Below are 12,710 nucleotides of genomic sequence, written 5' to 3' on the forward strand. Positions count from 1 at the left end.
GTGGCCGGCGGGGTGGCCCGTGGGGTGGTGGGCTGGACGGTTGGCATCGTGGTCGGTGGGGCCGATGTGATCGGCGCTGCCGGGGTTGCTGGTGTCGGCAGTGCTGCTGACGTTGCCGACGTTGCCGACGTTGCCGATGTTGGAGTTGCTGCCGGTGCTGCTGGTACGGGCGGCGCGGCGGATGCGGCCGGTGCCGGTGAACCGTTTGCCGAGTCCGAGTCCGAGTCCGAGTCCGGGGCCGGGGTGTGGGCCGGGGCCGAGGTCATGGCTTGCTTCCGGCGCACGGCCGGGCTGGTCGTGGCAGTGGTGGTTGCGCCACGGAGTCCAGGGGCGGCAACAGGAGTGCGCCGCCGAAGCAGGCTCGGCGATCCGGCCGCCGGACCTGCCGGTGAACACGACCCTGCCCCCATGGGCCGTCTGGGCGGTGCTCCAGCCCTGGATCGCCTCGTACGCCGCGTGGTCCATGAAGAAGCCGTCCAGTTCGACGACGGCGTCACCGTCCTGGGGCAGTTGGCCGAGCGTACGGCTGAGCCGGGGCACCGCGAGGAACGTCAACTGACCCCGTACGACGACCAGATGCCGGCCGCCCTGATCGGTGACCGTGATCCTGGTCCGGGCCAGCCGGTGCAGGGCGACCGCCACTGCCACCGCGATGCCGATCGCCACGCCCTTGAGCACGCCGAAGAGGACCACGCCGGTGATCGTCGCCCCGTACACCAGGAATTCGCGGTGCTTATGGACGTTGCGGATGTGGGCGAAACTCACCATCTGGATACCGACCATCATCACCAGCGCGGCGAGCGCGGCCAGCGGGATCCACTCCAGCACGGTGACCAGCAGCCCGGTGGCGAGCAGCACCCACACGCCGTGCAGCACGGTGGAGGCGCGACCGGTCGCCCCGGCGCGTACGTTCGCCGAGCTGCGCACCGCACCACCGGACACGGCCAGCCCGCCCACCAGCCCGGACAGCGTGTTGGCGATGCCCTGGGCGCGCAGCTCCCGGTCGAGATCGGAGCGTCTGGCGGGCAGGGCGAGGGATGCGGCCGGTGCCGATGTCCCGGACGGGAGCGCGAGCGCCAATGCGGGTGTGGCCGGTGTGGCCGGTGTGGGCGGCGGTGCCGAGCCGGCCCCGGGCCGGGCGGCCGTCTGCTCAGCGGTGCGGTCGGCCGACAGTTTGTCGACGGCCACCGCGGCGAGCAGTGACTCCAGGCTGGCCACCAGCATCACCGTGAACACGGCGGTGGCCAGGGCGAGTACGGGGCCGTGCGGCATTTCCGGCAGGGCGTGCGAGCTCCAGGACGGCAGATCGACCCGGGCGATACCGGGCGCGGCGATCGCAGCCACCGCCGTGGCGGTCACCACCGCGGCGAGGGCGGCCGGAATCCGTCGTACGGATCTGCCGACCCGGCCCGGGATCCGGGGCCACAGGACCAGGACGGCGATGGTCAGCGTGCCGATGAGTGGGGCAGCAGGGCTCACCCGGTCCAACTGGTCCGGGAGTGCCAGGGCATTGGCCACGGCTGAACTCTGCGGCGACCCGCCGAGCACGATGTGCAGCTGGGCGAGCGCGATGGCCACGCCGATGCCGGCGAGGGTGCCGTGGACGATGGCGGGGCTGACGGCGAGGGCGCTGCGCGCCGCCCGCAGGGAGCCGAGCAGGATCTGGAGGAGCCCGGCACCGATGGTGATCGCGCAGGTGGTGCGCCAGCCATAGATCTGGATCAACTCGGCTGTGACGACGGTCAGTCCGGCGGACGGGCCGCTGACCTGGAGTGGGGTGCCGCCGAGCAGTCCGGCGACGATGCCGCCGATCGCGGCGGAGATGAGGCCGGCTTCCAGCGGGGCGTCCATGGCGACGGCGAGGCCGAGCGACATGGGGACGGCGAGCAGGAAGACCGTGATCGATGCGGACAGATCGGCGCCCGCGATACGGAATCGACCGCCGCGCGGTGGCGGCGGGCTGTGTGGTCGCTTCACTCCCGAGGCGCGTGGTGGACGCGAACTGCGGGATGGGTGGTTGTGACGAGTGGGGACGCAAGCAGACATGTTCCCGTCTCCTCCGGGGCAGCGCGGTCGCGGAATGTGGGGACGCGGCCGTGGGTCACGGCGTGCAGCGGCGGGATTTCTCAACTCTCAGTAAACAGATCGTAATGGAGAGTAAAGAGATGCGTCCATACTTGCGATCAAATGGGCCACTCGATCACCCATTGAAGTGAATAAGCATCTTTTCATTCGGTATGTCGTATCGACCTCGACCGACTGCGTGCGAACTTGACCGCTCCGTGTCGGCACTTCGACGCAAATTACCTGCAGGGAAGAGGTGGGCGGATGATGACTGCCACGAGGAGAGTCGCCGCGAAGAGAGCCGTTACGAAGAAGGTCGTCGCGACGAGGGCAGTCGTGGAGAAGGCGATCGCGACGAAGACCGTCGCGACGAAGGCAGCCGTGACGAAGGCCGTTGCGACGAGGGCCGCCGTCGGGCGGGTCGCCCTGGGGTTCGTGGCCGTCGCGCTGACCGCAGGAGTGGCCGGGTGCTCATCCGATTCCGGCGGAGATGCCGGTGCCGCCGGTCCGGGGGCGGCGAAGAAGGCGCCCGCCCCGAAGAAGAAGGCCCCTGAGGCTCCCAAGGCCCCCGCCGCGCCCGGCAGTGTCCTCCGGCTCATCGGCGACGGGTCCACCGCGTTCACCGGCAGCCAGCCGAAGCAGCCCGTGGCCAAGCGTCTGGCGCCGGGTCGGAAGCCCCCGCAGTTCGTGGTGTTCTCGTGGGACGGCGCAGGTGAGGACAGCCAGAAGCTGTTCTCGCACTTCCGTGAGGTCGGCAAGAAGTACCACGCGAACATGACGTACTTCCTCAGCGGCGTGTACATGCTGCCGGAGGACAAGCGGGAGCTCTACGACCCGCCGAAGCACAACGCCGGCAGCTCCGACATCGGCTTCAACGACACCGAGGGAATCCGGGACACCATCACCCAGGTGCGCGGGGCCTGGGAGGACGGAGACGAGATCGGCACCCACTTCAACGGGCACTTCTGCGGCCCCGAGGGCGGCGTCGGGACCTGGTCCGTCGACCAGTGGAAGACCGAGATCAGCCAGGCCAAGTCCTTCGTGAAGAACTGGAAGACCAACGACCCGGGCCTCGAAGAGGAGAAGCCGCTCCCCTTCGACTACGACAAGGAACTCATCGGCGGCCGCACCCCCTGCCTGGAAGGGCAGAAGAACATGGTTGCAGCGGCACGGACGATGGGCTTCCGCTACGACTCCAGCGGGGTCAACAACCAGGTCTGGCCGAAGAAGAAGGACGGTGTCTGGGACCTCTCGATGCAGCTCGTGCCCGTGCCGGGCCGTGAGTTCGAGACCCTGTCGATGGACTACAACTTCATGTTCAACCAGTCCGGTACGACGACGCAGGGCGACCCGGACATGCACGAGTACTGGGGCAACCAGATGCGTGACGGCCTGCTCCAGGCCTTCGACCGCTCGTACGACGGAAACCGCGCCCCGCTGATCATCGGCAACCACTTCGAGTCCTGGAACGGCGGTACCTACATGCGTGCCGTCGAGGAAACCATCGCGACGGTCTGCACCAAGGAGGGCGTCCGCTGCGTCTCCTTCCGGCAACTGGCCGACTGGCTGGACGCCCAGGACCCGGCGACGCTGGCGAAACTCGGCACGCTCGATGTCGGCCAGGCGCCCGAAAAGGGATGGACCGCGTTCCTCGACGGAGCGGAAACTTCCGGCACCGACCGGACCACGGGCGCCGACAAGGCCCACGTGGGGCCCGGCGGGGACAAGCCCGGCCGCTGAGCCGTGCGGACTTCCGGCGTGGCCGGCACGCCATGCGCCGGACCGGACGGGCAGCGGGGCCGTGCGTCGAGCGCCGGACGGGTCGGGGGCCCGATCCTGTCCGGCGCTCGGGGACGCGACGGCTCCCGTCGGGCGGAGCGAGTCCGTCCGGCGGCGCCGACGGCCCGGCGGGGTGCCGGGGTTCAGGCGGGCTGAGCGGCGCCGTCCTGCACGTACCGCTCATCGAGAACGAAGGCGGGGTCGACCTGGGCGGCCAGATCGGCGCCCGTCTTCTCATTGCCCCAGCTCTCCGCGTTCTTCAGATGGAAATGAACCATCTGCTGCGTGTAGCGCTGCCAGTCCCGCTGCTCGTAGGAGTCCTCGGCGGCGTTCTGCAGTGCCTGCAACGCCATCCGGTTGTCCGCCTCCAGCAGCTCGAAGCGAGCGGGGCGGCCCTTCTCCATCGAGCGCACCCAGTCGGAGTGCCCGACGCTGACCAGCAGGTCGTCGCCCACCTCGGCACGCAGGAACTCCAGGTCGTCCTCGCCCTGCACCTTGTTGCCGACGACCTTCAGGGCGACTCCGAAGTCCCGCGCGTACTCCTTGTACTGGCGGTAGACCGAGACACCCTTGCGCGTCGGCTCCGCGACCAGAAATGTCATGTCGAAGCGGGTGAACATCCCCGAAGCGAAGGAGTCCGAACCCGCTGTCATGTCGACGACGACATAGTCGTCGGGACCGTCGACGAGATGGTTCAGACAGAGTTCGACCGCGCCGACCTTGGAGTGGTAGCAGGCCACGCCCAGATCCGACTCGGTGAACGGGCCGGTGGCCATCAGCCGGATCTCCCCGTCGTCGAGCCGGACCGTGCGTGCGCACGCGTCGTAGATCGGGTTGTCCTCGACGACCCGCAGCAGCCGCGATCCCTCGCCCGGCGGAGTCGTCTTGATCATCGTGTCGCCGGAGGCGATGCGGGGATTGCTGCCGCGCAGATACTCCTTGATCAGAGGCAGATGCGCTCCCATGGCGGGCAGCGCGGAGGCCTCCTGGTCGTCCAGGCCGAGCGCGGCCCCGAGGTGCTGGTTGATGTCGGCGTCCACCGCGACGACATGGGCTTCATTGGCTGCGAGGTGGCGGATGAAGAGCGAGGACAGCGTGGTCTTGCCGCTGCCGCCCTTCCCTACGAAAGCGATCTTCATGTTCACCTAGGGTAGCGGTGCGATCGCGGTCTGCTGTCACACTTCGTGAAGAAGGCCACTCCCGGGCGGTATCGGCGCCGCGGACGCGTAGCCTCATTACCTATGAGTACGACTGCCCCTGACCCGCTCGCCGCCCTGGGCGCCCTGCCCGGGGTCGCCGACGCGGTGGACTCCGTACGCAAGGCCGTCGACCGGGTCTACGGTCACCGCGTCATGCGGCGCCGCAGCAATGAGGTCACCGCGGAAGCGGCACTTCGCGGTGCCCGTGGTTCGGCGGCGCTGTCGGGCGCCGACTGGAGCCTGGAGGAGGTGCGCCGGCGTACCGACTTCAGCGGTGACGGCGAGGCGCACGTGATCGGGGCGGCCCTGCGGCTGACCGCCGAAGCGGGTCAACTGCTCTCCATCTGGCGGCAGTCACCGCTGCGGGTGCTGGCGCGGCTGCATCTGGTCGCGGCCGGCGGGGCGGCACCCGACGACGCCGTCGGGCGGCCGAGGCTGGCGGGCGAGCCGGTGGACGAGCCGCTGGTCGAGGCGCCGCTGCCGGACGCCGACGAGGTGGCAGGGCGCCTGGAGGGGCTTTCCGGGCTGATTCTTTCCGGCACCTCGGCGCCCGCGCTGGTGACCTCGGCGGTCGTGCACGGCGAACTGCTGGCCCTGCGCCCCTTCGGGTCGTACAACGGCCTCGTCGCGCGGACCGCCGAGCGGATCGTGCTGATCGGGAGCGGGCTCGACCCCAAGTCGATCTGCCCCGCCGAGGTGGGGCATGCCGAGCAGGGGCGGGCGGCGTACGTCGCGGCGTTCGAGGGCTATCTGTCGGGGACGCCGGAGGGGATGGCGGCCTGGATCGCGCACTGCGGACGCTCCGTGGAGCTGGGTGTCAGGGAGTCGACGGCGGTGTGCGAGGCGCTGCAGCGCGGCGCCGCGTAGAAACGCGTTCGCGCGGAAGCCGGTCAATGGGAAGCGGCCGGATCGCGGCCCGGGCCGCGATCTGATCGGGCGCCGGTTTCGAGTCCGCCGGCGCCGCTTTCGCGATGCGCGTCGAGATAAATCCAGCTGGGTAACTTCATCCCGGTAACTTCACGAATGTCTTCGCCAAGTCGACTTATCGCCCCGGCTTACCGCATTGGCCCACCGCATCGGCTTCACCGGCCGATCGGCTCCGTCGGCCGATCGGCATCACTGCCCGGGAAAAGGGTTGCGGCGGTACCGTTCTCGGTACCGCCGCTGGCATGTCTACCCAGTTACCATGCGTCCTCGATATATGCCCATCAGGTCGGGATGCTTTGCCCGTTCCCTGGTGCGGCTGGCCCGTAATCGACGGGTCGACGTCGCGTGGGTGCTCGGTTTTCATGCTCGGTCCGTGGGGCCGTCTCTGCGTTACAGGTAATCCTCTCGGATGTCCTTGGTCTCGCGGGCCGTTGAGTCATTTGTACTCCAGAGCCGGGGTGAGCGGTAGTGCTGGCCCGACTTCTTTACTTTTGGGTTCAATTACGGGCGAGTTGGATATTTCGCGCCGACCGCCGAGTCGGAGGGCTCCGTACCCCTGCCCGGGGGTGCGTCAGGCGGAGGCCGCGGCGCGGCGGCGCGAGCTGTACCAGACCAGTCCCGCCGTGACGGCCGCCGCTCCCACTGCTGCCGCAGCGACCAGTGCCGGACGGGGCGGCAGTGAGAGCGCGGGCAGTCGCTGCTTGAGCCGGACCGGCCGGTCGAAGACGAGAACCGGCCACTCTCGGACGGTCGCCTCGCGCCGCAGGGCGCGATCCGGATTGACCGCGTGCGGATGGCCGACCGACTCCAGCATCGGTACATCCGTGGCGGAGTCGCTGTAGGCGTAGCAGCGTGAGAGGTCGTACCCCTCCGACACCGCGAGGGCCCTGATCGCCTCGGCCTTCGTCGGCCCGTAGGCGTAGTACTCGACTTCACCGGTGAAACAGCCGTCGTCACCGACGACCATTCGGGTGGCGACGACCCGGTCGGCACCGAGCAGCTCGCCGATCGGCTCGACGACCTCGGCGCCCGAGGTCGAGACGATCACCACATCGCGCCCGGCGGTGTGATGCTCCTCGATGAGCGTCGCCGCTTCGTCGTAGATGATGGGGTCGATCAGCTCGTGCAGGGTCTCGGCGACGATTTCCTTCACTTGCTGGACGTTCCAGCCCTTGCAGAGTGCGGAGAGATATTCCCGCATCCGCTCCATCTGATCGTGATCTGCGCCCCCGGCAAGGAACACGAACTGTGCGTACGCGGTGCGCAGTACAGCGCGGCGGTTGATCAGTCCGCCTTGGTAGAAGGACTTGCTGAAGGTCAGCGTCGAAGACTTCGCAATGACCGTCTTGTCCAGGTCAAAGAAGGCGGCTGTGCGCGGCAAGAAGCGGTTTTCCACAAGGCAGAGCATAGGCGGACACCATTCGGCGTAAACTCTGGCGCGTGGGTTTGCCTGAGAAGGCTCTCGGGTACACCATGGAAGTCACGGATCGTTCGCGACCGTGCTAACCCGGTCCGGCTCCTCCCCCCCCGAGTCGGCCGTGGGGACGACCCCCGCTCTCCCCCCCGGCGGGGGTCGTCGCATGTCCGGACACGTTTCTGTCGTTCGGAATCAAGCATTCCGCCTCCATTTCGGTCGTGACGGCCCGCTTCTCGGTCCGTCCCTCACCACCATGACTCGTCACGGTGCGTAGCGGAAGTACTGCACTCCGGAAGTCGCCGGTATGAGCGACGGAGTTATTCACAACGGTGGAGTTGTCCACAGTTTTTGAGCAAGATCCACACGATTTTCCGAAGCGCTGCACGGTGATTCCAGCCGCGAAGTCCGCGGGTTGTGGAATCGCCGATCCCGGAACACTCCGAGATCACCGCGAACCGCGATGAAGGTGCAGTGAGAAGGGGGTGGAGATCGTGGCCGAGTCCATCGCGCGGGATCCTCTCCCCGCCGCCGGAGGGCGGCGGGGCGGACCGCTGATCGTGACCGAGGATGTGGAACTGCTCGACGATCTGCTGCGGCTGTGTGCCGCCGCCGGAGCGGAGCCGGAAGTTCATCACTCGCCGCCCGAAAGCAGAGGCACCTGGGAACAGGCGCCGATGGTTCTCGTGGGCGACGATGCGGCCCGGCGATGCCGAGGGGCGGTGCGCAGGCGGGGCGTGATGCTCGTCGGCCGGGACCAGGACGCACCGGACGTCTGGCGCCGGGCCGTGGAGATCGGGGCCGAACATGTGTTGAGGCTGCCCGATGCGGAGGGCTGGCTCGTCGACCAGATCGCCAATGCGGCGGAGGGGGTGGGCCGGCCGGCTCTCACCGTGGGAGTGATCGGCGGCCGGGGTGGCTCGGGCGCGTCCACGCTGGCCTGTGCCCTCGCGGTGACGGCGGCCAGGGCCGGGCGGCGGACCATGCTGATCGACGGCGACCCGCTCGGCGGGGGCATCGACGTGCTGCTCGGGGGCGAACGGGCCGAGGGAATGCGATGGCCGGATTTCGCCCACTCCAAGGGGCGGGTCGGCGGGGGTGCGCTGGAGGAGTCGCTGCCGGCACTGCACGGACTGCGGGTGCTCAGCTGGGGCCGAGACGACTGGGTGGTCATCCCGCCGCAGGCCATGCAGGCCGTGCTGGCCGCCGCCCGCAGGCTCGGAGGGGTGGTGGTCGTCGATCTGCCGCGCAGGGTCGACGAATCGGTGGCCGAGGCGCTTGCGCAGCTGGACCTCGGGCTGCTGGTGGTGCCGGGGGAGCTCCGCGCGGTCGCGGCGGCCAAGCGGGTCGCGTCGATGGCCGGAATGATCCTGGACGACCTGCGAGTGGTGCCCCGCGGGCCGTACGCGGCGGGCCTCGACGAGCGATGGGTGGCACAGGCACTGGGGCTCCCGCTCGCCGGTGAACTCCCGCTCGAAGCCGGGCTGCTGACCGCTCAGGACGACGGTGCGCCCCCGGGCGGCAGCGCGCGCGGTCCGCTGGCCAGGTTCTGCGCGGCGTTCTGGGAGCGGGCGCTCGCCCCGGAGGGCGCGGGGGGACGCGCCGGTGGGGGTGCGTCATGACGGAGACGCTGCTCGACGCCGTACGGCAGCGGCTCGCGCAGAGCGGCACCGCTCCGACACCGGCCGGGGTCGCGGCCGCGCTGCGGGCCCAGGGGCGGCTCCTCGGGGACGCCGAAGTGCTCGGTGCGGCCGACGAGTTGCGCGGCGAGCTGGTCGGGACCGGAGTCCTGGAGCCCCTGCTCGCCGATCCGGAGGTCACGGATGTGCTGGTCTCCGCACCGGACCGGGTGTGGGTGGACCGGGGCGGGGGCCTCGAACTCACCGGGGTGACCTTCACGGACGCCGCCGCGGTGCGCAGGCTGGCGCAGCGGCTGGCTGCCGTGGCGGGGCGGCGGCTGGACGACGCCCGCCCCTGGGTGGACGCGAGGCTGCCGGACGGCACCCGAATGCATGCCGTGCTGCCCCCGGTGTCGGTCGGCTCGACGTGCCTGTCGCTGCGGGTGGTTCGGCCCAGGGCCTTCTCACTGGCGGAGCTGGTCACCGCGGGGACGGTGCCACCGGGCGGTGACCGGGTGCTCCGGGCTCTGGTGGAGGCCCGGGTCTCGTACCTGATCAGCGGAGGCACGGGGGCCGGGAAGACGACGCTTCTGTCGAGTCTGCTGGGTGCGGTCGGGGAGCGGGAACGCATCGTGCTCGCCGAGGACTCGGCGGAGTTACGGCCGGACCATCCGCATGTGGTGCGCCTGGAGTCGCGTCCTGCCAACCAGGAGGGTGCGGGCCGGGTGACCCTCCGGGACCTGGTGCGGCAGGCGCTGCGGATGCGGCCCGACCGGCTGGTGGTCGGAGAAGTGCGCGGCGCCGAGGTCACCGAGTTGCTGGCCGCGCTGAACACCGGCCATGAGGGCGGGTGCGGGACGGTTCACGCCAACGCGGCCGAGCACGTACCGGCCCGCCTTGAGGCTCTGGGGACGGCGGCGGGGCTCGATCGGACCGCGTTGCACAGCCAGTTGGCGGCCGCGCTGTCGGTGGTGGTCCATCTCGTACGGGACCGGGCCGGGCAGCGGCGGATCGCCGAGGTGCAGGTTCTGGAGCGGGACGCGGCAGGGCTGGTGGTGACCGTACCCGCGCTGCGCTGGGGCGCCGATGGATTCGTACGGGAGCGGGGCTGGGAGCGGCTGCGGTCGCTGATCGGGGGTGCGCTGTGACCGGTGGTGGGCCGATGGGGCTGTCGGCCGGCGCGGGTTGTGCGGTGGCCCTGTGTGCCGGGGTGGCGGCCTGGCTGGCTGTGGCGCAGGACCACGGGCGGCGGAGGGCCCGGGTGCTGTTCGTCGACGAGGCTGTCCGGCCGTCGCTGCGGGCGTGCTGGGAGCGGGCCGGGACGTGGCTGCGGAAGTGGTCGGCGGAGCGGCGGGAGTGGCTCTGTGTCCCGGTGGCACTGCTCGTCGCCGTGCTGGGGGAGTCGGTGCTGCCGCTGCCGGCCGGGGCGTTGGCCGTGCCGCTGGTGCGGAGGTGGCTGTGCGGGCGGGCTCTGGGCAAGGAGCGGGAGCGACGGGCGGCCGGGGTGGTGGCGCTGTGCGGTGCGGTCGTGGGTGAGCTGCGGGCCGGACATGAACCCGGGCAGGCGTTGCTGGTGGCGCTGCGTGGCACCGGGGTGATGGGGGCGGCCGAGGCCGGCGTGGTTGCCGCGGCGAGGTTCGGGGGCGATGTGCCGGGGGCGCTGACGCAGGCGGCGCGGGAGCCGGGGCTGGACGGGCTCGCCGGAGTGGCGGCCTGCTGGCGGGTTGCGGTCGACGGCGGTGCCGGGCTGGCGGCGGGTCTGGACCGCCTGGAGGGCGCGTTGCGGGCCGAGTGGCGCAGACGGGAGGAGTTGCGGGCCCAACTGGCGGGCGCCTGGTCGACGGTGACCGTGTTGGCGCTGCTTCCGGTGGTGGGCCTGGGGCTGGGCGCGGCGCTCGGGGCCGATCCGCTGCGGGTGCTGCTGCACACCCCGGCCGGGCTGGCCTGTCTGGTGACGGGCGGGCTGCTGGAGGCGGCCGGGCTCTGCTGGGCGGCCCGGATCGTGCGGGCGGGGGAAGCGGCATGAGCGGAGTCGTCGGCGAAGCCGCTCATCGGATGGCGGCAGTGTGCGCGGTGCTGAGCGCGGTCGTTTGTCCGGCTCTTGCCCTGGCGGGGCTCCGACACAGGCGGGCGGTACGCCGCCGGGGCGCGGCACTGCTGGCGATGGGCGGGCCGGAACGCCGGAGTGGGCGCAGGGGAGGGCGCGGACGTACGGCGTTCGGTGTCCGGGTGAAGGAGTGGATCGCGCCGCTCGGCGTCGTCGCGGTGGGTTTTGTCCTGGTCGGCGGTCTGCCGGGGTTCGTGGCGGGGCTGGTGGGGGCGTACGGCGCCCGGCGGTGGCAGCGGGACCGAAACCGGCCCGAACCAGGGGCAGGGCTCGCGGAGATGGCGGAGGCCGCACGCCGGCTCCCGTTGGCGGCCGATCTGTTGGCGGCCTGTATCTCCGCAGGAGCCGGGCCCCGGGAGGCGGCCGAGGCGGTGGGGGAGTCGGTCGGCGGACCGGTCGGCAGGTGTCTGGCACGCACGGCCGCGGAGATCCGTCTAGGTGGCGAACCTGCGGCGGCCTGGGGGCGGTTCGGAGAGATACCGGGCGCGAGTGCGCTGGCCCGGTGCCTGGAGCGGGCGGGGTCGACCGGGGCTCCGGCGGCGGAGCCGGTCGCTCGGCTGGCCGAGGCGATGCGGGCCGAACGCGCGAGTGCTGCCGTGGCCCGCGCCCAGCGGGCAGGCGTGCTGATCACCGGTCCGGTCGGGCTCTGCTTTCTGCCCGCCTTCCTGGCGGTCGGAGTGGCACCTGTGGTGATCGGTCTGGCGACAGGACTGCTTCAGACCGTATGACCGAAACAGGAAAGTAAATATCCATTCAGTATGAATTAAGAAATGGCGGGGGTCGGAATGGTGCAGCGAATCAGGACCTGGGTGCGGGGCATGGCGCGTCGGGTCCGGCAGGACAGTGGAATGACGACGTCCGAATACGCGGTGGGGACGATCGCGGCCTGTGCGTTCGCGGCGGTGCTCTACAAGGTGGTCACCAGCCAGCCGGTCATGTCCGCATTGCAGTCGCTGCTGAAGGACGCGCTCGATGCGAAGTTCTGAGAGCGGTCTTCCCGGAGCGCGCGCCGGAGGCCGTTTCCGCACCGCGGACGGGGGACCGGGCGCCCGAGCGTCGGATCGCGGCGCGGTGACCGCGGAAGCGGCCATGGCGGTACCGGTGCTGGCGATCTTCGCCCTGGCGCTGGTCTGGGCGCTGATGGCCGCCTCCGCCCAGATCCGGTGCGTGGACGCGGCGAGGGCCGGGGCGAGGGCGGCAGCCCGCTCCGAGCCGGAGGCGCAGGTGCTGGAGGTGACTCGTTCGGCGGCACCCGGCGGGGCCGAGGTCGAGATGGATCGGACCGGGGAGCTGTGGAGGGTACGGGTGGCGGCGCCGATACCGGGGCCGGGCCCGCTGTCCCTGACGCTTCACGCGGAGGCGGCGGCAATGGCCGAGGACACGGTGGGGGCGACGCAATGAGCGGGACTGACGGGACTGACGGGACGGGCAGGCCTGGTGGGACCGACGGGAAGGGCGGGCCTGGCAGGACTGGCAGGACTGGCAGGACTGGTGGGGACGGGCGCGCGGCTGCCCTCGCGTGGCTGAGCAGGGCCAGGGGCAGTGGCAAAGGCAGCGGCAGCGGCAGCGGCAGCGGCAGTAGCACAGGCAGGGGCAGGGGC

11 protein-coding genes are annotated in these 12,710 nt (G+C 70.8%); 8 read left to right on the forward strand and 3 right to left on the reverse strand.

What is annotated here, in order from left to right; genetic code table 11:
* On the reverse strand, positions 1 to 2,046 hold a 2,046-nt coding region (locus AADR41_RS38225; RefSeq protein WP_342286777.1), incomplete at its 3' end, for a SulP family inorganic anion transporter.
* 282 nt (positions 2,047 to 2,328) lie between these two features.
* Here AADR41_RS38225 and AADR41_RS38230 point away from each other — a divergent pair.
* Entirely contained in the window at positions 2,329 to 3,804 is a 1,476-nt protein-coding gene (locus AADR41_RS38230) for a hypothetical protein (RefSeq protein ID WP_342286778.1), read from the forward strand.
* Between the two features lie 182 nt (positions 3,805 to 3,986).
* Here the strand turns inward: AADR41_RS38230 and AADR41_RS38235 are convergent, their stop codons facing one another.
* Entirely contained in the window at positions 3,987 to 4,982 is a 996-nt protein-coding gene (locus AADR41_RS38235) for an ATP-binding protein (RefSeq protein WP_342286779.1), read from the reverse strand.
* Positions 4,983 to 5,084: 102 nt separating this feature from the next.
* Between AADR41_RS38235 and AADR41_RS38240 the strand changes: the two genes are divergently transcribed.
* Positions 5,085 to 5,909, forward strand: a complete 825-nt coding sequence (locus AADR41_RS38240; RefSeq protein ID WP_342286780.1) for an oxidoreductase — start codon at positions 5,085 to 5,087, stop codon at positions 5,907 to 5,909.
* Positions 5,910 to 6,540: 631 nt separating this feature from the next.
* Here AADR41_RS38240 and AADR41_RS38245 read toward each other — a convergent pair.
* Positions 6,541 to 7,377, reverse strand: coding sequence for an HAD family hydrolase (locus AADR41_RS38245; RefSeq protein ID WP_342286781.1), 837 nt, complete (start codon positions 7,375 to 7,377; stop codon positions 6,541 to 6,543).
* A 566-nt stretch (positions 7,378 to 7,943) separates the two neighbouring features.
* On the opposite strand from AADR41_RS38245, the gene ssd reads away from it, so the two are divergent.
* The 6 genes from ssd to AADR41_RS38275 all read left to right on the forward strand — a co-directional run bounded on the left by ssd (position 7,944) and on the right by AADR41_RS38275 (position 12,510).
* On the forward strand, positions 7,944 to 9,005 hold the full coding sequence (ssd, locus tag AADR41_RS38250; RefSeq protein WP_342286787.1) for a septum site-determining protein Ssd: 1,062 nt from the start codon (positions 7,944 to 7,946) through the stop codon (positions 9,003 to 9,005).
* A complete protein-coding gene (locus tag AADR41_RS38255; RefSeq protein WP_342286782.1) occupies positions 9,002 to 10,150 on the forward strand; it encodes a TadA family conjugal transfer-associated ATPase in 1,149 nt (382 codons plus the stop codon). The genes ssd and AADR41_RS38255 overlap by 4 nt, the downstream gene beginning before the upstream one ends.
* Before the next feature lie 14 nt (positions 10,151 to 10,164).
* Positions 10,165 to 11,028 carry a type II secretion system F family protein gene (locus AADR41_RS38260; protein WP_342286784.1) on the forward strand — a complete coding sequence of 288 codons (864 nt, stop codon included), beginning with the start codon at positions 10,165 to 10,167 and terminating at the stop codon, positions 11,026 to 11,028.
* On the forward strand, positions 11,025 to 11,837 hold the full coding sequence (locus AADR41_RS38265; protein WP_446751183.1) for a type II secretion system F family protein: 813 nt from the start codon (positions 11,025 to 11,027) through the stop codon (positions 11,835 to 11,837). The genes AADR41_RS38260 and AADR41_RS38265 overlap by 4 nt, the downstream gene beginning before the upstream one ends.
* Positions 11,838 to 11,879: 42 nt before the next feature.
* On the forward strand, positions 11,880 to 12,095 hold the full coding sequence (locus AADR41_RS38270; RefSeq protein WP_371099623.1) for a DUF4244 domain-containing protein: 216 nt from the start codon (positions 11,880 to 11,882) through the stop codon (positions 12,093 to 12,095).
* Between the two features lie 85 nt (positions 12,096 to 12,180).
* Positions 12,181 to 12,510, forward strand: coding sequence for a TadE family type IV pilus minor pilin (locus AADR41_RS38275; protein ID WP_446751184.1), 330 nt, complete (start codon positions 12,181 to 12,183; stop codon positions 12,508 to 12,510).
* Positions 12,511 to 12,710: the final 200 nt, after the last annotated feature.

Source organism: Streptomyces sp. CLV115 (genome assembly GCF_038448545.1).
In the GTDB taxonomy this organism is placed as follows: domain Bacteria; phylum Actinomycetota; class Actinomycetes; order Streptomycetales; family Streptomycetaceae; genus Streptomyces; species Streptomyces sanglieri.